The organism is Amycolatopsis sp. NPDC043889 (assembly GCF_056435645.1).
Genome location: NZ_JBWKEC010000015.1, coordinates 171,114 through 190,589 on the forward strand (window position 1 = coordinate 171,114; position 19,476 = coordinate 190,589).

Sequence of the window (19,476 nt, forward strand, 5' to 3'; positions counted from 1 at the left end):
GTAGGGTCGGTGGCAATGACAGTCGATACCTCCTCTGCCGACGATTCGACCGTCGGAGCTGGAGCCGAAACCCTCGCCGTCGCGGCCGCACTCGCCGCTGGCGAGTCGGTCCTCTCACGCCGATTCGGCAGCGCGATCACCCTCGTCGCCCCCGAAGACCTCGCCGGCAGTGGCCCGGCCACGGTCGTGCGGGCGCGGGTGGCGTCGTCGCCGTTCGCGCTGCCACGCACACTGGTCATCAAGCACTACCCCGACCAACCCGAACCGGGACGGCCCGACCCGTTCGCGCAGGAGGCGGTCAGCTACCAGCTGTTCACCGCGCTCGCGCCGGAGGACCGCATGTGCCCGGAGCTGCTGGCCCACGACGGCCGGGACCGCGTCCTGGTGATCGAGGACCTCGGCGGCGTCCCGACGCTGCACGACAAGCTCCACGCGCGTGACGCGCGCGGCGCCGAACGCGCGCTGCTGTCCTGGGCCCGGTCGCTGGGCAGGCTGCACGCGAGCACGGCGAGCCGCGAACCCGATTTCAACGCGCTGCTGCGCCGTCTCGGCGGCCCGGTCAAGAACGAGGACGCGCCGCTGCCCGCGGTCTGCGCGCAACTGCCCGGCCTGCTGGAGGAACTGCTCGACGTCGAGACGCCGGAGCCGGTGCAACAGCGGGTCATGGAGGTCGCCGAGCGAGCGGGTTCGCCGTCGTACCGGGCGTTCAGCCCCGTGGATCTCAGCCCGGACAACAACCTCGTGACCAGTGGGGGAGTGCGGTTCCTCGACTTCGAACGCGGCCGGGTGCGCAGCACTTTGATGGACGCGGCGTACCTGCGGCTCCCGTTCGCGTCGAGTGAGGACGCGCTGGCGCTGCCGCCGGGGATGAGCGAGGCGATGATCGCGGCCTGGCGGGCCGAGGTCGTCTCGGTCTGGCCCGCGCTCGCGGACGAAGACGCGCTGGCCGAGCACCTGATGGACGGTCAGCTGCTCCTGCTGTGGGTCATCACCTGGGAGATCCTCCCGGAGCTGGACCTGGACCTGGACCGGCACGCCACGCCGATCAGCCGGGAGGCCGCGCTGGTGACCTGGTGGCGGGAACTGGCCAAACACTCGCTGCGCGCCCGCCTGACCCACATCTCCGAGCACGCCACCAGGGTCGCCGCGGCGCTCGGCGCGAGGCTGGGGCCGCACGCGGATCTCGCGTTCTATCCGGCGTTCCGGTAGCCACCGCACGGACTTTTCGCTCGACCGTCCTCGCCGCGTTACCCAGACATCATCACGGGTGAGCCTGCGTGGCCGATGGTGGCTACCGTGACCGTGATCAGTGTCGAAGTCACTCCAGGTCCCGAACCTCTCCTTCCTCCCGCGCCCGCCGTTCCGAGGTCCGCGCGCAGACTGGTCGTGCTCGGCGATTCCACGGCCGTGGGCCTTGGCGACCCGCTGCCGGACCGAGGCGGCTGGCGCGGGGTCGGCCCGCTCGTCGCCGAGGCGCTGGGTGTCGAGCCGGACGGCTACCTGAACCCGTCGTTCACCGGTGCCCGCATGGGCTGTGTGCTGACGAAGCAGCTTCCCGCGGCCGTGGCGCACCGGCCGGACGTCGCGCTGGTGGTGGCGGGGATGAACGACACGCTGCGCCCCGATTTCAGCGCCGAGAAGATCGCCGCGGACCTCACCGAGGTGATCCGTGCGCTGGCCGCCGTCGGCACGACCGTGGTCCCGGTGCGCTACCACGACCATGGCAAGGTGTTCCGCCTCCCGCAGTCGCTGCGGCGGGCGTTGAGCCAGCGAGTGGCCGAGCTGAACGCCGCCATCGACGGGGTCGTCGAACGCGAGAGCGTGCCGTGTCTCGACCTCGAACTGCTGCCGGGCGCCTACGACCTCACCGCGTGGAGCGTCGACCGGCTGCACCCGTCGGAGCTCGGGCACCGGATGCTGGCGACCGGGTTCACCGAACGGCTCGCCGAGGCCGGGTTCGCGGTGCCGCGGCCGGTCAGCCTGACCTGCTCGGGAGGCGTGGAGCCGAGTGCCGCCGGGCACGTCGGCTGGCTGGTGCTGAAGGGCATCCCGTGGGTGTGGCGGCGCGGCCGGGAGTTCGTGCCGTACGCGGCCGTGATCATGTGGCATTCGTTCCGGGAGCGGCTGCGCTGACCTGTGGCCGGAACCGTCGGTGGGTACGGCTACCGTCGACACCGTGGCACAGGACGAACTCTTCACCGTGAACCCCGATCTCGGGCCGCCGCCGGAGCCGGCCGAGCCGCGGGACATCGCCGTCCCGGCGGGCTCACCGCTGGCGGTGCGGATGAGGCCGCGTTCGCTCGACGAGGTCGTCGGCCAGCAGCACCTGCTGCGGGAGGGGGCGCCGCTGCGGCGGCTCGTCGAAGGCGCGGCTCCCGCTTCCGTGCTGCTCTACGGTCCGCCGGGGACGGGCAAGACCACGTTGGCGAACCTCGTCTCGGCCGCGACCGGCCGCCGGTTCGTGGCGATGTCGGCGTTGTCGGCGGGGGTGAAGGAGGTGCGCGGGGTCATTCAGGAGGCACAGCGGAGGCTTCGATATAACGCCGAGAACACGGTGCTGTTCATCGACGAGGTCCACCGGTTCTCCAAGACCCAGCAGGACGCCCTGCTCGGCGCAGTCGAGGACCGGACGGTGCTGCTGGTGGCGGCCACGACGGAGAACCCGTCGTTCTCCGTCGTCTCGCCGCTGCTTTCGCGGTCGCTGGTGCTGCAGTTGCGGCCGCTGACCGACGCCGACATCGGCGCGCTGATCGAGCGTGCCCTGGCCGACGAACGCGGCCTCGGCGGCGAACTCACCCTGACCGAAGACGCGCGGGAACATCTGGTGCGGCTGGCCTCCGGCGACGCGCGGCGCGCGCTCACCGCGCTGGAGGCGGCCGCGGACGCGGCGAGCGCGACCGAGGCCAGGACGATCGACCTCACCATTGTCGAGTCCACAGTGGACAAGGCGGCGGTGCGCTACGACCGCGACGGCGATCAGCACTACGACGTCATCAGCGCGTTCATCAAATCGATCCGAGGGTCCGATGTGGACGCCGCGCTGCATTACCTGGCGCGGATGATCGAGGCGGGGGAGGACCCGCGGTTCCTGGCCCGGCGGCTGGTGGTGCACGCGAGCGAGGACATCGGCATGGCCGATCCGACGGCGTTGCAGTCGGCCGTCGCGGCGGCGCACGCCGTGCAGTTCATCGGTATGCCGGAAGGCCGTCTCGCGCTCGCGCAGGCGACCGTGCACCTGGCGACGGCGCCGAAGTCGAACGCCGTCATCACCGGCATCGACGCCGCGCTCAGCGACGTCCGGTCAGGGCGGATCGGGACGGTGCCGCCGCATCTGCGGGACGGGCACTACGCGGGAGCGGAGAAGCTCGGCAACGCGAAGGGATACCGGTATCCGCACAACGTGCCGGAAGGTGTTCTGGCGCAACAGTACCCGCCGGACGAGCTGGTGGGGCGGGACTACTACGAGCCGACGCAGCGAGGGGCGGAGCGGACGTTGTACGAGCGGGTGCCGAAGCTGCGGCGCACGATCCGGGGTGAGCGTTAGTCCGCATTCGGGCGATGCCGGCTTCCAGCCGGGACGCGAGCGCCGGTCCTTCGGTCGTGATCGGTCCGTCGGCGACGGACTGTGTGGATTTCGGGGCGTTGGATGACCCGAAATCCACACAGTCGCGCGTGATCGGTCCGGTCACGCGGGTTCCGCCAGGTGATTCCTAGGTTCGGTCCATGACGGCGCTGCCGAGTACATGAAGGAGCCCTTCCTTGTGCTAGACGCAAGGAAGGGCTCCTTCACTACTCTCAGGGTAGGGAAGGAGTCCTTCACGGAGCGTCCGGGCGTGGGCATGCCGAGGGGCCCGTCGCCGATGTGGCCGGCGTGCTGCGCGACCTCGCCGCCGAGGACCGCACGATCCTGCTGGTGTCGCACAAACTCCAGGAGGTCCTCGCCGTCAGCGACCACGTCACGGTGCTGCGGGACGGCCGCGTCAGCGCGCGGGCGCACCGCGGCCCAGACGGCCGCCAGGCTCGCCGCGGCGATGACCGGACGCGAGGTCGACCTCGACCGTGTCCACCCGGCCGGGACACCCGGCGGCACCCACCCGGAGTACCCGGCGTTCGCCACCCCGGAGATCGTCGTGGCGCTGAGCCGCGAGGCCCCGGAGGCGCACCGGGGTGTGGTGTGGACACGGGCCGCGTTCAGCCCGCTGGTGCTCATCCTCCCGATGACCGAATACCTCGCCGCGCGGGTGATCGCCATTGAGAGGGAACTCTCCACGTTGCTGGTGTTCGCGGCATTGCGCGGCCTGCGGGCCGGTGGTGTGCTCGTGATCGACGGCGACGCGCGGCCCGAGCACCCCGACCCGTCGGCCTACGACCCGCATCGCGACGTCGTGGCCGCCGGGGTGGCGAGGGCGACCCGCGTGGCGCTGGACGCTCTCATCGACGTGGAAGGGGCGGAATGACCGAAGTGTGGCGAAAAGCGGCGCTCGAGCTTGCGGGCGCCCTGGCGGCGGACGCGGCCGAGCGGGACCTCGCCGGAGATCTCCCGGTCCGGGAAGTCGGCCTCCTGCGCGAGTCCGGGCTGTTACCCCTGCTCGACACCGCCGGCTGGGCGGCCGCGAACGAGGCCACCCGGATCGTCTCCGCCGCGGACGCGTCGGTCGGTCATCTGCTCGGTTACCACTACCTGCAGCTTTGGCGCACCGGCCTGTTCGGGCCGCGCGCGACGAGCGAACCGGGCTGGTTCTGGGCCGGCGTGAGCAACCCGCTCGACGCCGCCCTGCTCCTGACCCCGGCCGACGGCGGGTTCACCGTCGAGGGCACCAAGACCTTCGCCACCGGCGCGGCCGTCGCCGACCGCCTGGTGGTCAGCGCGACGAGGACCGACAACGGCGAGAAGCTGACCTTCGTCGTCGACGCGCGGGCCGACGGGATCACCTTCCCCGGTGACTGGGACAACATCGGCCAGCGGCTCACCGCGAGCGGCGCGGTACGGTTCGAGGACGTCCACGTCGCCAAGGACGACGTCCTCGGCGCCCAGCCGGAAGACCAGTCGGATCCGAGGGTGCCCCGCATCTCCCTGGCGGCGATCGGCTTCCAGCTCATGCTCGCGCAGGTGTACGTCGGCCTCGCGGCAGGCGCGCTCGACGCAGCGGCGGTGTACACGAGGGAGACCGCGCGACCCTGGACACTGTCCGATGTGGACAAAGCGGCCCAGGACCCGTACATCCTGGCCGGATACGGCGAACTGGTCGCGACGGCACGGGCGGCCGGATTCGCCGTCGACGCCGCGGTCGCCGCATTCGGTGAGGCCGACGAGCGCGGCTTCGAGCTGACCCCGGCCGAGCGCGCCGAAGCGGCGATCGCGATCTCTTCGGCGAAGATCGTCGCGAGCCGGGCCGCGGTCGAAACCACGAGCAAGGTCTTCGAGTTCACCGGCGCGCGGGCCACCGCGACGAAGTACGGCTTCGACCGCTTCTGGCGCAACGCCCGCACGCTGACCTTGCACGACCCCGTGATGTACAAGGCGCGCGAGGTCGGCGATCACTTCCTCAACGGGATCCCGCCGTGCCTTTCGGGGTACAGCTGATGACGCTGCCGATCCTCGCCGAAAGCGTCCGCCTCGACGGCGAAGGCGTGCACATCCTCGACCGCCGGATCTTCCCGTTCGAGCGGGAATGGGTGCTCTGCCGGACTTCGGAAGAGGTCGCGGTGGCGATCGAAGAGATGGTCACGCAGTCTTCCGGGCCGTATTTCGCCGCGTTGGGCGCGATGGTGCTCGCCGCTCGCGAGGCGTCCGGGCTCGCGGACCCGCGGGCGTACCTGGAGCGGGCGGGGGAACGGATCATCGCGACCCGCAAGACCAACAACCACCTGCGCAAGGCCGTCGCCGTCGTACTGTCCGAAGTGGACAAATCGGCGGGTGACCTCATCGAGGCCGCGTCGAGGGGAGCGCAAGCAGGTGACGAATTGTATCGGTCGCGCAGCCGTGCGCTCGGCGAGCACGCTGCGGCGCTGGTGCCGGGCGGGGCGACCGTGCTGACGCATTGCTGGGCTGACCTCTACCTGGTCGAATTCGTGCTCGCCGCGCGATGGCAGGGCAAGGAGTTCTCCTTCCTGTGCACGGAAACCAGGCCGTACCTGCAGGGTGCGCGGCTGACCGCCGAGACACTCGCCGAGATGGGCGCCGACACCCGGCTGATCACCGACGGGATGGGCGCCGCGGTGCTGTCCTCCGGAGAGGTCGGCGCGCTGGTGACCGCGGCCGACCGGGTCACCATGGACGGTCATGTGGTCAACAAGATCGGCACGCTGGGGCTCGCGGTGGCGGCGGAGGCGTTCGGCGTGCCGTTCTACGCGATGGTCCAGGCGCCCGACCAGGCGGCGCCGACCGGCGCCGACGTGCCGATCGAATACCGCGACGGCGACGAGGTGCTGAGCGCGCTCGGCCACCGCGTCGCGAGCGAACGCGTCCGTGGGCACTATCCGGCCTTCGACGTGACACCACCGCGGTTCGTGACCGCGGTGGTGACCGACCGCGGGGCCTTCGAGCCCGGACGGCTCCGCGAGTACTACGCAGAAGGGGAAGCGAACCAGTGACCGCAACGCTGACCGCCCGATGGGTGGTCCTCGACATCGAGGGCACGCTGACCGCCACCAGCTACGTGCACGTGACCCTCTACGACTACGCGCGTCCGCGGCTGGGCCCGTGGATCGACGACCACCCGGACGATCCCGAGGTCGCCGGCGCCGTGGCCCGGATCAGGGAACTCGGCGGGCTCCCGGCGGATGCGTCCACAGTGGACGTCGTGCGGGTGCTGCACGGCTGGATGGACGCGGATCAGAAGATCGCGCCGCTGAAGACGTTGCAGGGGCTCATCTGGCAGCGCGGGTACGCCGAGGGCGACCTCACGACGGAGTTCTTCGGCGACGTCGCCCCGGCGCTGCGGTCGTGGCACGAGTCCGGCCTGCGGCTCGCGGTGTTCTCCTCCGGTTCGGTCGCCGGGCAGATCGCGTCGTTCTCGCGGACCACCGACGGCGACGTCACCGGCTTGTTCGAGAAGCATTTCGACACGGTCAACGCCGGGCCGAAACGTGAGGCGCCGTCGTACCGCGCGATCGCCTCGGCGCTGGATGCCGAGCCGGGGGACATCGTGTTCTTCTCCGACGTCCCGGCCGAGCTCGACGGGGCCGCCGCCGACGGCTGGCAGACCGTCGGCCTCGCCCGCGACGGTGAGCCGTTCGGGGATGCGGATTTCGGGACACACCGGACCATCCGGACATTCGACGAGGTGAAGGTCGTCCCTCGATGAGTCTCCTGGAACTCGCCGGGCGCGCGCTGGCCGAAGAGTCCGCCCGGTTCGCCGGAATGGGCTGGCTGCGGGGCACGTCCGGCAACCTCTCGGTGGTGCTCGGCCGTGATCCGCTGCGGGTCGCCGTCACCGTCAGCGGCCGGGACAAAGGCGAGCTGACCAGCGACGACGTCGTGGTGGTCGGCGAAGACGGGCTGGCCGTCGCCGACCAGCCGCATCCGGACAAGGTGCCGTCGGCCGAGGCGGGACTGCACGCTCGGATCGCGGCGGTGTCGGGCGCGGGCGCGGTGATCCACGTGCACGCCCTCGCGCCGGTGGTCGCCGCCGAGCACTGGCCGGACGGCGTCGAACTGCGTGACCTGGAGATGCTCAAGGGTTTCGGCCGCGCCGCCCACGACGACCTGGTGACCATCCCGGTGATCGCGAACGGTCAGGACATGCGCGTCCTCGGTGACGCGTTCGAGGCGGGGTTCCGGGCGGACACGCCGGCGGTGATCGTCGCGCGGCACGGCATCTACGTGTGGGGGGATGACCTGCGCCACGCGCGTCATCGCCTGGAATGTTTGGAGTGGTTGCTCCGGTTCCGGGTAGAGACAAGACTTGTCGGTGGAGAAAGGGGAGTGCGATGACCCTGCTGACCGTGTGGCCGGACGACCGGCCCGGCGAGATCGCGCTCAGGACCGAGGACCCGGCCGTGATCACCGGGGAACTCGGGCGGCTCGGTGTCCGCTTCGAACGGTGGGACCTCGTCCCGGATCTGCCGCGCGAGGTGACGCCCGAACAGGTGCTGGCCGCCTACGAGGAGCCGGTCGGCAAGGTCTCGGCGGCCGAGGGCTACACCTTCGTGGACGCCGTCCGCATGACCCCGTCGGACGAGCCCGGCTGGGCGGCCGAGGCCGCCGAAGCCCGGCAGAAGTTCCTCGCCGAGCACACCCACGACGATGACGAGGACCGCTTCTTCGCGCGCGGGTCCGGCGTGTTCTACCTGCACGTCGGGGGCAAGGTGTACGCGGTGCTGTGCGAGGCGGGGGACCTGCTGAGCGTGCCCGCGAACACCACGCACTGGTTCGACATGGGGACTCGGCCCGACTACGTGTCCATCCGGTTCTTCCACGACGACGGCGGGTGGGTCGGCAACTTCACCGGCGCCACGCTGGCGGGGGACTTCCCGGGGTTCGACGAGTTGACCGCCGGGCGTTACTGACCGCTTTGGGCTCGTGAGTGGTAAGGACGGTTAGAACCGTCCTTACCACTCACGAGCTTCAGCGCGCTGCCGGGCTCTGTCAGGCGGGGGTCCAGAGGGCAGGCACGTTCGGCGGCTCCCAGCCGGGCAGCGACCGGTGGCCCTGCCGGCATACGTAGGCCGCGCCGTTGTGGGTCACACGAGCACCCGTGGCGTAGTCGACGTTCGGCTTCCAGGCGTCGGACGGCACCGTGGTGGTCGTCGTCGGGGTGGTGGTGGTCGTCGTCGGACTCGTCGTGGTGGTCGTCGTACCGGTAGTCGTGGTGGTGGTCGTGGTCGGCGGGGTACCGCCGCCACGCGGGTGATCCGACGCGATCGCGTAGGTCGTCCCGCCGAAGGTGAACGTGAAGTTCGATGGCGAGGCGATCGGCATGTAGTAGTTCAGCCGGATCTCGACGGTGGCGCCCGGTGCGATGTTCTGCCAGGTCGGCACGGTCACCGCGACGTGCTGGAAGTCTCCCTTCATCCCGCCGACGTTGGGCCCGCTGTGGCCCTTGCTCGTGACCGTCAGGCCGAAGCCCGACTGGTCGGACATGCTGCCGGGCGCACTGGTCCCGTAGTCGAACTCGATCTTCGTCCCACCGGGGATGGTGGTGGTCGAATTGTTGGTGATGCGCATCCGCGGGGTGATCGGGTAGTTCGCGTCGCCCAGCGCGAATCCGGTCAGGTTCACGTTCGCGTTCAGCACCGACGACGGTGCGGGACGCGGCGACTTGGCGTTGCCGTACGGGGCGGCGCCGCGCAGTCCGTCGTTGATCTTCGTGATCAGCGTGTCGCCCATGAAGTACTGGCCCTTGGCTTCGTCGAAGGCGTAGTCGCCCGCCAGTTCCCAGATCATGATGCCGCCGATGCCCTTGTCGGCCACGTACTTGGCCTTCGTGGCGAGCGAGGCCTCATCCTCAGTGGACAGGAACACCTTCTTGTCGTTGTTCCACAGCCACGGTGTCACCATCGTGTTGTCGTAGAACCTGTCGTAGGAGCCGGAGATCCGGTCCGCCGGGTCGGTCTTCGGGGTCAGCCCGTACGCCTCCAGGTAGTCCGGGGTGATCTCGTTTTCGAGGTTCTTCGCGTGCCACATCGGGTTCGCGCCCGCGGGGACCTCGCCGCCCGCCAGGCCGAGGTCGTGCCAGAGGTTGTCGATGCCGATCGCGCCGTTGCCGCACGGCACCGTCGAACCGACGTGTGACCCGGTGCCCGGTGGACACTGTTTCTGGTCCGGCAGCGGAGCCTTGCCCCACAACCCGTTCGTCCCGCCGGACACGCCTTGCCAGCCGCGGGTGTAGAACCCGACGCCGATGTTGATCCGGCCGGCCTGCATCGCACCGCGGAAGTAGTGATAGGCCCAGTCGGTGTTGAGATAGCCCTGCCCGTCGTACTGCGGTGTCGTGTACACCTGCCAGTGCGCGAGTTCCGCGTCGTTGCCGGAGTCGTAGAGCGCGGCGTTCGGCCCGACGAACTGGTTCCACGCGCCGTGCAGGTCGTAGCTCATCATGTTGGCGTAGTCGAGATAGCGCGTGACGCCGTAGACCTCCTGGCCGCGCAGCAACCAGCCGGACGCGGGCACGGCGGCGGTCAGCAGGTAGTGCTTGCCGTCGGCGGCGCCCGCGCGGTCGAGCTTCTCGCGCAGCGTGCGCATCAGGTTCTCGTAGCCCGCCCAGAGAGTGCCCCGGTTGGCCTGCGCGATCCAGTAGTCGTCCGGGTTGCCGGCGTAGTTCGCCGACGTCGCGTACTCGTAGTCGATGTCCGCGCCGTTGAAACCGTAGGTGCGCAGGAATTGCACGACGGAATCCGCGAAGACGTCGATACCCGCCTGGGTCTGCGTCATCTTGTAGAACCCGCCGGAGGCGTTGCGGGTGCCGTCGGGGTTCAGGAAGCCACCGGTCTCGGCCCAGCCGCCGATCGAGATCAGTGACTTCACGTTCGGGTGCTGCTTCTTGTACTTGGTCAGCAGGTTGAAGTGTCCCTTGTAGGGCAGCGACGGATCCATCTCGGCGCCGGGAACGCCCGGCCATTCCATGCCGATGGACTCGTTGGTCGCGCTCGGCGCGCCGACCGAGACCTTGTTCTGCGCGTCCACATGCGCGAACGCGTAGTTGAGGTGGGTGACCTTCGACCACGGGATGTTGTTGACCAGATAGGCCGGTGCGCCGTTCTTCCCGGTGCGCCAGCTGGTGAAGTAGCCGATCACGCGGCGGGAATGCCCTTCTCCCAGGGATTCGCGGCCCGCTGTGTCATAGACGGTGCAGTAGGGGGTGTCGACGCCGGGTGTCCGGTACAGCCCGTCGGGTCGGCAGTCCTCATGGCCTGCCGCGCTCGACGGGGACGGGGTGATGACGACGATCATGAGTCCGGCCAGCGTGATGAGCGACGCCAGCAGGGGGAGTAGTTTCCTGGTTCTCCTTGGCACGCCGAACCTCCGACAGTGGAAGATGGCCCTCGGTCCCAGCAGCTTGAGCCGCTGACCTGCCGCGCGTCAATAGGTGTAGACCAATTTCCATCCGGTGCCGTACGGCGGAGCGTACCTGTGGTTCGTCAGGTCCGGCTTCGGCGGCGATGGCCATACTCCAGGCCCCATCCGGCGCGTGTTATGCCGCCGTTTCCCGCACCACGAAGGAAAACTCGTTCCCGTCGGGATCCGTCATCGTCACCTGTTCCTCAACCATGCCGGGGTGTGAAGCGCCGAGCGCGACGAGCCGCTCGGCTTCCGACAGGGAACCGCTCAGGACGAAACGCAGCCGGTTCGGCCCGGTTTTCGGGGTGAACGGCGGACCGCCCCAGGTGATCTTCGGGCCACCGCGCGGCGACCGGATCGCCATCTCCTGGTCCTTGTCCCACACCAGCGGCCAGCCGAGCGCTTCGCTCCAGAAGTAGCCGGCCGCTTGCGAACCGTCGCACGCGACGGCGCCGACGAATCCGCATTCGGCGAGGAAGTCGTTGCCCGGCTCGATGACACAGAACTCGTTGCCTTCGGGGTCGGCGAGCACCACGTGTTCTTCCTCCGGACGCTGGCCGACGTCGATGTGGCCGCCGCCGAGTTCGAGCGCCTTCGCGACCGTCCGCCGCTGGTCTTCCGGGGATTCGCTCGTCAGGTCGAAATGCATCTGGTTCTGGCGGGTCTTCGGTTCTGCCGACGGCACGAAACCGAGCCGGAAACCGGTGTCGTCGTTCGGGATCAGGGTGTCGCCGTCGGTTTCCCAGCCGAGGAGACCCGCCCAGAAACGCGCCAGACTTTCCGGGTCGTGCGCGGCGAAACAGAGCGCGTGCAAGGTGATGGTCATAAGCGACGCTAGAAACGCCGGCGACCCACACGCAATCGAATAAGGTGCTCTCCCCCACGGAGTGGACCCGCTTCAATCCGGTGGGGGACGCGGCGGACCGGGGCGGCTGTGATCGTTGAAACCGATCAAGCGAGCGGAACCCGATCGTCCGGGGAGCACGTATGACCGTCCACCAAGCCACCGCGACCGGGCGACTGCGCGCCGCATGGACCAGAGCGCACGCCCCGGTGCCCGGAGTCCCCAGGTGGGCCAAGATCGCCGCCTACGCCATCCCCTTCACCGTGCTCCCTTCCGGCCTTTGGCGGATCATGACCGTCGTCTTCGACGTCGGCGGTGACGGCCCGCACGGTTCGGGCCAGCTCCCCTCGTGGTTGCCGGGGCCGGTGTACGTCATCGCGTTGTCCGTCGTCGCGGAACTGTTCGCCTTCACCGCCATCGGGCTGGTCGCCGAGTGGGGAGAGGTGCTCCCGCGCTGGATTCCGCTGCTGGGCGGCCGCAAGGTACCGCCCCTCGCCGCCGTCGTGCCCGCCGCTCTCGGCGCCACGATCCTGACCATTCTGTGGACCGCCGCCATCGCCACCGAGATGTCCGGGCGCACCCTCCAAGGCGATCCCCTGCCGGACGACTACCCCACGAAGTCACTGCACGGCTGGCAACTCGCCTTCTTCGAACTCACCTACGCCCCGCTCCTGCTCTGGGGACCGCTGCTGGCGGCGGTCTGCTTCGCGTACTGGCGGAGGCGCCGGCAGTGATCAAGCACAAGTCCGTGAAGGCCTCCTTCCCTACCCTGAGAGTAGGGAAGGAGGCCTTCACGGAACGATCAGCAGGAGACGCCGGTCCGCCCGTTCTCCACCCGCGCGGTCAGCGTCCGCAGGAACGACGGATCCCCGTCCGCGGTGACCTTCACGTCGTACCAGCCGCCCGAAACCGGCCAGTCCACCGTGACCGAACGCCCGGCCCCGACCCGCACGACGCGCGTGAACCGCGAAGACGACAGCCGCAGCGTCAGCGCCGAAGTGCCCGAGTTGGACAGCTTGAATTCGACACCCGAGCGCCACGTGAGGAACCGCGTCCGGACATCGACACCCGCGGCGGCCCCGCGACGGTTTCCGCGCAGTTCCCACCACGACCGGTTCGGCCCCTGGACGACGACGCGGTAGTCGTCACCGGCCAGCCGCACGAGTTCCGGTGCCTCGCCGCGGACGTCGCGGTGCGCGGGCTCGGCGAATTCGCCCTTGTACGGGTACAGCGCGAAATGCGCCGACGACGAGCCGCTGTTGGCCAGCGAAAGCGCCAGATTCCCCGACTTGTCCACCGCGCCGGACACCGACACCTGGTACGGCAGCGGCCGGGACGGCCGGCTGCCGGGCTCGGCCACGGGCAGGCTCTGCTCCGCCGGGGCGGACGGCCGCCAGCGGCTGATCGGTGCGGGCACCGGTCCGGGCCGGTTCACCCGCGGCTGACGTCCGGCCCGCGAGAAGTCGAAGGCACCGGTGAGATCACCCGCGACGGTCCGCCGCCACTTGCTGATGTTGGGCTCGGCGATCCCGGTCCAGCGTTCGAGGAACCGCAGCACCGAGGTGTGGTCGTACACGGTGGAGTCGACGTTGCCGCCGATCGACCACGGCGAGACGACCGTCATCGGCACACGCGGGCCGAAGCCGAGCGGCTGGCCGTTGAAGTGGTCCGCGTCGTTGGCCGCGTTCCCGGGCGGCATCGGCGGCGGAACGTGGTCGAAGTAACCGTCGTTCTCGTCGAAGTTGATCAGCAGCACCGTCTTGGACCACGTTTCGCGGTCGGACGCCAGCGCGTCGAGCACGCGGTAGATCAGGTTCGCGCTGCCGACCGGAGTGGACGCGCCAGGGTGCTCGGAGTCCTTCGCGGACGGCACCAGCCAGCTGACCGCGGGCAGCCGCCGCGCCTGGATGTCCGCCTTCAGCCGGGTCACCAGTGTCTCCGGCTCGCTGCGGTACATGGCCTTCTTGAACAGGTTCCTCTCGGCGGGCGTCAGTTTCGCGACCCCGGCGTCGAACTGCGCCAGCAGCTTGGTGCGCTCTTCGGGTGTCTTCTTGAGCAGCGTGTCGTAGAACTCTTCGGTGGTGCGGAACTTCCCCTCGACCGAAGCGAGGATCTTCGTGCCGACCTTCTTGAACGGCACGAAGTACTCGACGGCGTTGTCGGTGAAGTTGTCCCACTCCTGGTAGATCTGCCACGGCACCCCGGCGGCTTCGAGGCGCTCCGGATACGTCGTCCAGTCGTAGCCCTTGTGGTCGTAGGAGTACGCCGCGTTCGTGACCGCGCGGTTCGTCGTGCTGCCCGGTTCGAACCCGGTGGTCCCGGTCCACAGGAAGTTCCGGTTCGGGTTGGTGGAGCCGAAGATCGAGCAGTGGTAGGCGTCGCAGATGGTGAAGGTGTCCGCGAGTTCGTACTGGAGCGCGATGTCGCGGCGCTCGTAGTAGGTCATGGTGGCCGGCGTTTTCGCCGCGATCCAGCCGTTGTTCCAGCCACGCGCCCACGCCTTGCCGCTGCCGTTCCAGCTGTGGTCGAGGTCGCCGAGGTACTGGATGTCGTCCGGTTTCCGCCCGGCGAGTTCGGCCGCCTTGCGCACCGAGAACGGCAGCACCGTGCCGCCCGCCGGATTCGGCTGCTCGAACACCGACGTCCCCGACGGCAGTTCGAGCGGATGCGTGTCGGAGAAGCCCCGGACACCGCGCAGGCTGCCGTAGTAGTGATCGAACGACCGGTTCTCCTGCATCAGCACGATCACGTGCTCGATGGCGTCGAGTCCGCCCCGGCGCATGGGTTCGGCCATGGCGGCGTGCACGGACGGCGGGAGAAGGGTGGTGGCGGCCGCGGCGCCGGTGGCGCCCAGCAACGTACGGCGTGACAGTTCAGGCATGCCCGAACCTTGACCCAGTAACATGAACGTCACAAGAACCGAACCGGTCGACTCGGAGTCGGTAGCCGGATGGTGACACGGCGTCCGTAGTGGTCCGCCCGTACGATTCCCGGATGGCCGTGATTCCTGAGCATCACGACGAAAACGACGGTGGGGAAGACCTCCCGAAGCCGGTGTTCGCCGATCCTGGAGGCCGTCGCCGCGTCGTCCGCCGGATCGCGATCAGTGCCGGCGCCGCCGCCTCTTACGGAGCACTTCTCCTCTTCGCGCTCTCCGGCGTGCCTGACCTGCCTACCGCGCTGGGCCCCAGGCCGGTGCCCGGGCCAGAGGTGACGCCCCCGCCGTCCGTGACAGCGCCGCCCACGACAACGACAGAAGGGCCTCGAACGGCTTCACCGCCGGAATCGTGGGGAGCGCCCGAGCCGGTTCGCGAAACTTCGCCCACGAGCGCCAGGCCCGCTCCGGTCCGGACCACGGCTTCGCCCGGCCAACCGGAGACACGGGCACCCGCCGCCTCCTCGCAGTCGGGCAGCGACCGCCGCAACCGCCGCGTGCCCGAAGACCCGCCCAGCAAGGTGAAGACCACGCCGCCCAAGAGCGGGCGCTGACGCCCGGTTCTCCCCGGTTCGTCGTGAGGTCACTGCGCTGAGTGACCGTCCGGTGGGGTGACCCCGCTGAACGGCCGCCTGCGCGGTAACCTCACGGGCACCAAGACCGCAGACCCTTGAGGAGGGCCCGTGTCGGCAGGGCAGATCGCCGCGCTGATCGCCGCAGGAGCATTCGTCGTACTCGTCGTGCTGCTGGCGATCGTGCTGTTCAAGCTCGGCCGGACCCTGGACGAGGCCACGATCGCCATCCGCAAGGCGCACGAGAACACCGACCCGCTGCTGATCGGCGCGAACGAGACGATCACGCACGTCAACACGCAGCTGGAGCGGGTCGACGGCATCACCGCCAACGCGCAGGCCGTGTCCGGCAACGTGTCCGCGTTGTCGTCGGTGTTCACCGCGACGCTCGGCGGACCGCTGGTGAAGACGGCCGCGCTGTCCTACGGCCTCAGCAAGGCGATCAAGGCCCGCCGGAAGAAGGCGGAAGCGAAAGCCTCTCGTCCGGCGAAGAAGCGGGGCCGCAAATGAAGCGCCTGTTCTGGCTCGGCGTCGGTGTGGTCGCCGGCGTCGCCCTGTCACGCAAAGCGACGGAAACCGCTCGCCAGGCCACCCCTGCGGGGTTAGCCTCGAACCTGGGCGACGCCGTGCGGGAACTCGCGGGCGCCGTCGGTTCGTTCGGCGCGGAGGTCCGCGCCGGGATGAGCGAACGGGAACAGGAGCTGCACGACATGGTGTCCGAACGGACCGGCTTGAGCACGGCCCCCGTGACCGAGGGCAGGCACGCGGCGTCGTCGCGGCGCCCGGTCCGGCGAGCTCGCCGGGCGGAGGGCTGATCGGGTCGCCTCCGCGACCGGAAGATCCCAGCCCTTCGCCGTTCTCGCCTGTCCGCATTCCCCGCGCCTTCGCGCGAGCCCGTATACAAGGACGATCCCGTGGAAACACACGAAATCACGAAGCGTTTTCTGAGCCATTTCGAGAACAAGGGACACACGCGCGTCCCCAGCGCGCCGCTGATCCTCGACGACCCGAACCTGCTGTTCGTCAACGCGGGCATGGTCCAGTTCAAGCCGTACTTCCTCGGCGAGGCCCCGCCGCCGTACCCGCGCGCGACCAGCGTCCAGAAGTGCGTCCGCACGCCGGACATCGACGAGGTCGGCAAGACCACGCGGCACAACACGTTCTTCCAGATGGCCGGGAACTTCTCGTTCGGCGACTACTTCAAGGAAGGCGCCATCGAGTACGCCTGGGAGCTGATCACCAAGCCCCAGAGCGAAGGTGGTTACGGCCTCGACCCGGCCCGCATCTGGGCGACGGTCTACGAGGACGACTCCGAGGCGGCGGGCCTGTGGAAGAAGCTCACCGGCCTGCCCGGCGAGCGCATCCAGTCCCGTGACGGCAAGGACAACTACTGGGACATGGGCGTGCCCGGTCCCGGCGGCCCGTGCTCGGAGATCTACTACGACCGCGGCCCGGACTACGGCCGCGAGGGCGGCCCGGTCGCCGACGAGGACCGTTACATCGAGATCTGGAACCTCGTCTTCATGCAGGACGTGCGGGGCGACAAGAGCCCGAAGCACGGCCACAAGCCGATCGGTGAGCTGCCGAAGAAGAACATCGACACCGGCATGGGTGTCGAGCGGGTCGCGACGATCCTGCAGGGCGTCGAGAACGTCTACGAGACCGACCTCGTCCGCCCGGTGATCGGCCGCGCCGAGGAGTTCTCCGGCCGCCGCTACGGCTCCGACCACACCGACGACGTCCGCTTCCGCGTCATCGCCGACCACGCCCGCACCGGTGTCCTGCTCATCGGCGACGGCGTCACGCCGGGCAACGACGGCCGCGGCTACGTGCTGCGCCGTCTGCTTCGCCGCATCATCCGCTCCGCGCGCCTGCTCGGCGTGCACGAGCCGGTGCTGCCCGCCTTCGCCGCGGTCGTCCGCGACACCATGGGCCCGACGTACCCCGAACTGGTCTCCGGTTTCGACCGCATCGAGGACGTCGTGCGCGTCGAGGAGGAGGCCTTCCTCTCCACGCTCACCAGCGGCTCGCGCATCTTCGACATGGCGGCCGAGGAGACCAAGCGCGCCGGTGGTTCGCTGCTGGCCGGCGACAAGGCGTTCCAGCTGCACGACACCTACGGCTTCCCGATCGACCTGACGCTGGAGATGGCGTCCGAACAGGGCCTGTCCGTCGACGAAGAAGGCTTCCGCACGCTCATGAACGAGCAGCGGCAGCGCGCGAAGGCCGACGCGGCTTCGCGCAAGACCGGCCACGGCGACCTGTCCGAGTACCGCAAGGTGCTGGAGCGCAACGGCGAGACCGAGTTCCTCGGCTACACCGACCTGCAGGCCGAAGCGAAGGTCGTCGCGCTGCTCGAAGACGGCGTGCCGGTCTCGAGCGTCGGCGAGGGCAAGAAGGCGGAGCTGGTCCTGGACCGCACGCCGTTCTACGCCGAGAGCGGTGGCCAGGTCGCCGACACCGGCGTGCTGCTCGGCGACGGCGTCGAGCTCAAGGTCCATGACGTGCAGAAGATCGTGCCGGGCCTGTTCGTGCACCGCGTCGAGGTGCTCGAGGGCGAGGTCGGCATCGGCAGCTCGCTGACCGGTTCGGTCGACCAGCACCGCCGTCTGTCGATCGAGCGGTCCCACTCCGCGACGCACCTGGTGCACGCCGCCGTGCGCGGCGCGTACGGCAAGCGCGCGGCGCAGGCCGGTTCGCTGAACTCGCCGGGCCGGATGCGCTTCGACTTCACCACCTCCGGCGGCGTGTCGGCCGACGTGCTGACCGAGGTCGAGGAGGAGGTCAACGACTACCTCCAGACCAACGTCGAGGTGAACACCTTCGTCACCACGAAGGACAAAGCCCTCGAACTGGGCGCGGTCGCGCTGTTCGGCGAGAAGTACGGCAACGACGTCCGCGTCGTCGACATGGGCGAGTACTCCCGCGAACTCTGCGGTGGCACCCACGTCGACCGCATCGGCCGGCTCGGCCTGGTGAAGCTGGTGGGCGACTCGTCCATCGGTTCCGGTGTGCACCGCGTCGAGGCGCTCGTCGGCACGGACGCGCTGAAGTACGTCCGCAAAGAGCAGCTGCTCGTCTCACAGCTCGCGAACACCTTCAAGGTGCCGTCGGAGCAGCTGCCGTCGCGTATCGACGACGTGCTCACCCGGCTCAAGAACGCCGAGAAGGAGATCGAGCAGCTGCGCACCCAGCAGGTGCTCGGCTCGGCGGGCTCGCTCGCGGACAAGGCCGAGGACATCGGCGGCGTCGCGGTCGTCGCCCAGATGCTGGGCGAGGGCGTCGACTCGAACGGCCTGCGCGCGCTGGCTTCGGACATCCGCGGCAGGCTCGGCAACCGTCCCGGCATCGTCGCGCTGTTCGCCCCACAAGGCGAGAAGGTCGCCTTCGTCGTCGCCACCACGAAGGCGGCGCAGGAGAAGGGCATCGCGGCGGGCAAGCTCGTCCCGTCGTTCGCCGAGGCGATCGGCGGTCGTGGCGGCGGCAAGCCGGACATGGCACAGGGCGGGGGCACCAACCCGGCCGGGGCCGAGCAGGCCATCGCCTCACTGCGCGCGGCGGTCGCCCAAGTTGGCTGACGACGCCCCCCAGCGGCGCCCGGATCGGCCAGGAGAGTCCGATCCGGGGCGTGGCAGGCGGCTTGGCGTGGATGTCGGATCCGTCCGGGTCGGGGTCGCCTTGAGCGATCCCGACCCCATCCTCGCGAGCCCTCTCGTTACCCTCACTCGCGACGCGGCGGGCGACAAGGACGTCGACCTGCTCGTCGGACTCGTCACGGAACACGACGTGGTCGAGGTCGTCGTCGGCTTGCCGAGGACGCTCAAGGACCGTCATGGGCCGGCGGCCGAAGCGGCGCTGGACTATGCCGAAAAGGTCGCCGCCAGGATCGCGCCGGTGCCGGTGCGACTGGCCGACGAGCGGTTGACCACGGTGACGGCATCCAGGATGCTGTCGCAGCGTGGGGTGAAGGGACGTAAGCAACGTGCCGTCGTCGATCAGGCGGCCGCGGTCGAGATCCTGCAGGCGTGGATCGACGCGGTAGCGGCACATCGCGCACGGAAGGGCGATACATGACCGAGCCCCACGGCCGGCCCGAGCGCCGTCAGGGCGGTAGACGACGGTT

General features: G+C 69.5%; 17 protein-coding genes. 14 read left to right on the top strand and 3 right to left on the bottom strand.

Annotation, left to right across the window (positions count from 1 at the left end; genetic code table 11):
- Window positions 1–15: 15 nt before the first annotated feature.
- From AC0685_RS26030 to AC0685_RS26070, 9 genes are all read left to right on the top strand, one after another.
- Window positions 16–1,209, top strand: coding sequence for a phosphotransferase (locus AC0685_RS26030; RefSeq protein ID WP_478227896.1), 1,194 nt, complete (start codon window positions 16–18; stop codon window positions 1,207–1,209).
- Between the two features lie 75 nt (window positions 1,210–1,284).
- On the top strand, window positions 1,285–2,133 hold the full coding sequence (locus tag AC0685_RS26035; RefSeq protein ID WP_478227897.1) for an SGNH/GDSL hydrolase family protein: 849 nt from the start codon (window positions 1,285–1,287) through the stop codon (window positions 2,131–2,133).
- Window positions 2,134–2,176: 43 nt separating this feature from the next.
- Window positions 2,177–3,544: a replication-associated recombination protein A gene (locus tag AC0685_RS26040; protein ID WP_478227898.1), complete on the top strand. Its 1,368-nt coding sequence runs from the start codon at window positions 2,177–2,179 to the stop codon at window positions 3,542–3,544.
- 487 nt (window positions 3,545–4,031) lie between these two features.
- Window positions 4,032–4,457: a phosphorylase family protein gene (locus tag AC0685_RS26045; protein WP_478227899.1), complete on the top strand. Its 426-nt coding sequence runs from the start codon at window positions 4,032–4,034 to the stop codon at window positions 4,455–4,457.
- The gene (locus tag AC0685_RS26050) at window positions 4,454–5,584 is read left to right on the top strand and encodes an acyl-CoA dehydrogenase family protein (RefSeq protein WP_478227900.1); all 1,131 of its coding nucleotides are present in this window, start codon (window positions 4,454–4,456) and stop codon (window positions 5,582–5,584) included. The genes AC0685_RS26045 and AC0685_RS26050 overlap by 4 nt, the downstream gene beginning before the upstream one ends.
- Window positions 5,584–6,594 (top strand): translation initiation factor eIF-2B alpha/beta/delta subunit family protein, encoded by a 1,011-nt coding sequence (locus AC0685_RS26055; RefSeq protein WP_478227930.1) that lies wholly within the window; start codon window positions 5,584–5,586, stop codon window positions 6,592–6,594. Before AC0685_RS26050 ends, AC0685_RS26055 begins: the two co-directional genes overlap by 1 nt.
- Window positions 6,591–7,307 carry an acireductone synthase gene (gene mtnC, locus AC0685_RS26060; RefSeq protein WP_478227901.1) on the top strand — a complete coding sequence of 239 codons (717 nt, stop codon included), beginning with the start codon at window positions 6,591–6,593 and terminating at the stop codon, window positions 7,305–7,307. Before AC0685_RS26055 ends, mtnC begins: the two co-directional genes overlap by 4 nt.
- A complete protein-coding gene (mtnB, locus tag AC0685_RS26065; RefSeq protein WP_478227902.1) occupies window positions 7,304–7,936 on the top strand; it encodes a methylthioribulose 1-phosphate dehydratase in 633 nt (210 codons plus the stop codon). Before mtnC ends, mtnB begins: the two co-directional genes overlap by 4 nt.
- Complete coding sequence (locus AC0685_RS26070) at window positions 7,933–8,511, top strand: 1,2-dihydroxy-3-keto-5-methylthiopentene dioxygenase (protein ID WP_478227903.1); 579 nt, start codon at window positions 7,933–7,935, stop codon at window positions 8,509–8,511. The genes mtnB and AC0685_RS26070 overlap by 4 nt, the downstream gene beginning before the upstream one ends.
- Window positions 8,512–8,590: 79 nt before the next feature.
- Here AC0685_RS26070 and AC0685_RS26075 read toward each other — a convergent pair whose 3' ends face one another.
- Window positions 8,591–10,957 (bottom strand): chitinase C-terminal domain-containing protein, encoded by a 2,367-nt coding sequence (locus AC0685_RS26075; RefSeq protein ID WP_478227904.1) that lies wholly within the window; start codon window positions 10,955–10,957, stop codon window positions 8,591–8,593.
- A 178-nt stretch (window positions 10,958–11,135) separates the two neighbouring features.
- Window positions 11,136–11,828, bottom strand: a complete 693-nt coding sequence (locus AC0685_RS26080; protein WP_478227905.1) for a VOC family protein — start codon at window positions 11,826–11,828, stop codon at window positions 11,136–11,138.
- A gap of 161 nt (window positions 11,829–11,989) precedes the next feature.
- Here AC0685_RS26080 and AC0685_RS26085 point away from each other — a divergent pair, with 161 nt between their 5' ends.
- A complete protein-coding gene (locus AC0685_RS26085; protein ID WP_478227906.1) occupies window positions 11,990–12,580 on the top strand; it encodes a hypothetical protein in 591 nt (196 codons plus the stop codon).
- A 68-nt stretch (window positions 12,581–12,648) separates the two neighbouring features.
- Here the strand turns inward: AC0685_RS26085 and AC0685_RS26090 are convergent, their stop codons facing one another.
- Entirely contained in the window at window positions 12,649–14,727 is a 2,079-nt protein-coding gene (locus AC0685_RS26090) for a phosphocholine-specific phospholipase C (RefSeq protein ID WP_478227907.1), read from the bottom strand.
- Window positions 14,728–15,464: 737 nt separating this feature from the next.
- Here AC0685_RS26090 and AC0685_RS26095 point away from each other — a divergent pair.
- From AC0685_RS26095 to ruvX, 4 genes are all read left to right on the top strand, one after another.
- Window positions 15,465–15,863 carry a DUF948 domain-containing protein gene (locus AC0685_RS26095; RefSeq protein WP_007031187.1) on the top strand — a complete coding sequence of 133 codons (399 nt, stop codon included), beginning with the start codon at window positions 15,465–15,467 and terminating at the stop codon, window positions 15,861–15,863.
- Window positions 15,860–16,168: a hypothetical protein gene (locus AC0685_RS26100; RefSeq protein WP_016333063.1), complete on the top strand. Its 309-nt coding sequence runs from the start codon at window positions 15,860–15,862 to the stop codon at window positions 16,166–16,168. Before AC0685_RS26095 ends, AC0685_RS26100 begins: the two co-directional genes overlap by 4 nt.
- Before the next feature lie 99 nt (window positions 16,169–16,267).
- Window positions 16,268–18,931, top strand: a complete 2,664-nt coding sequence (gene alaS, locus AC0685_RS26105) for an alanine--tRNA ligase (RefSeq protein WP_478227908.1) — start codon at window positions 16,268–16,270, stop codon at window positions 18,929–18,931.
- Window positions 18,924–19,427, top strand: a complete 504-nt coding sequence (gene ruvX / locus AC0685_RS26110; protein ID WP_034318271.1) for a Holliday junction resolvase RuvX — start codon at window positions 18,924–18,926, stop codon at window positions 19,425–19,427. The genes alaS and ruvX overlap by 8 nt, the downstream gene beginning before the upstream one ends.
- Window positions 19,428–19,476: the final 49 nt, after the last annotated feature.

Coding starts and splice junctions, on each gene's coding strand:
- AC0685_RS26030 (WP_478227896.1), top strand. CDS start 16: ATGACAGTCGATACCTCCTCTGCCGACGATTCGACCGTCGGAGCTGGA.
- AC0685_RS26035 (WP_478227897.1), top strand. CDS start 1,285: ATGGTGGCTACCGTGACCGTGATCAGTGTCGAAGTCACTCCAGGTCCC.
- AC0685_RS26045 (WP_478227899.1), top strand. CDS start 4,032: ATGACCGGACGCGAGGTCGACCTCGACCGTGTCCACCCGGCCGGGACA.
- AC0685_RS26050 (WP_478227900.1), top strand. CDS start 4,454: ATGACCGAAGTGTGGCGAAAAGCGGCGCTCGAGCTTGCGGGCGCCCTG.
- AC0685_RS26055 (WP_478227930.1), top strand. CDS start 5,584: ATGACGCTGCCGATCCTCGCCGAAAGCGTCCGCCTCGACGGCGAAGGC.
- mtnB (WP_478227902.1), top strand. CDS start 7,304: ATGAGTCTCCTGGAACTCGCCGGGCGCGCGCTGGCCGAAGAGTCCGCC.
- AC0685_RS26070 (WP_478227903.1), top strand. CDS start 7,933: ATGACCCTGCTGACCGTGTGGCCGGACGACCGGCCCGGCGAGATCGCG.
- AC0685_RS26080 (WP_478227905.1), bottom strand. CDS start 11,828: ATGACCATCACCTTGCACGCGCTCTGTTTCGCCGCGCACGACCCGGAA.
- AC0685_RS26085 (WP_478227906.1), top strand. CDS start 11,990: ATGACCGTCCACCAAGCCACCGCGACCGGGCGACTGCGCGCCGCATGG.
- AC0685_RS26090 (WP_478227907.1), bottom strand. CDS start 14,727: ATGCCTGAACTGTCACGCCGTACGTTGCTGGGCGCCACCGGCGCCGCG.
- AC0685_RS26100 (WP_016333063.1), top strand. CDS start 15,860: ATGAAGCGCCTGTTCTGGCTCGGCGTCGGTGTGGTCGCCGGCGTCGCC.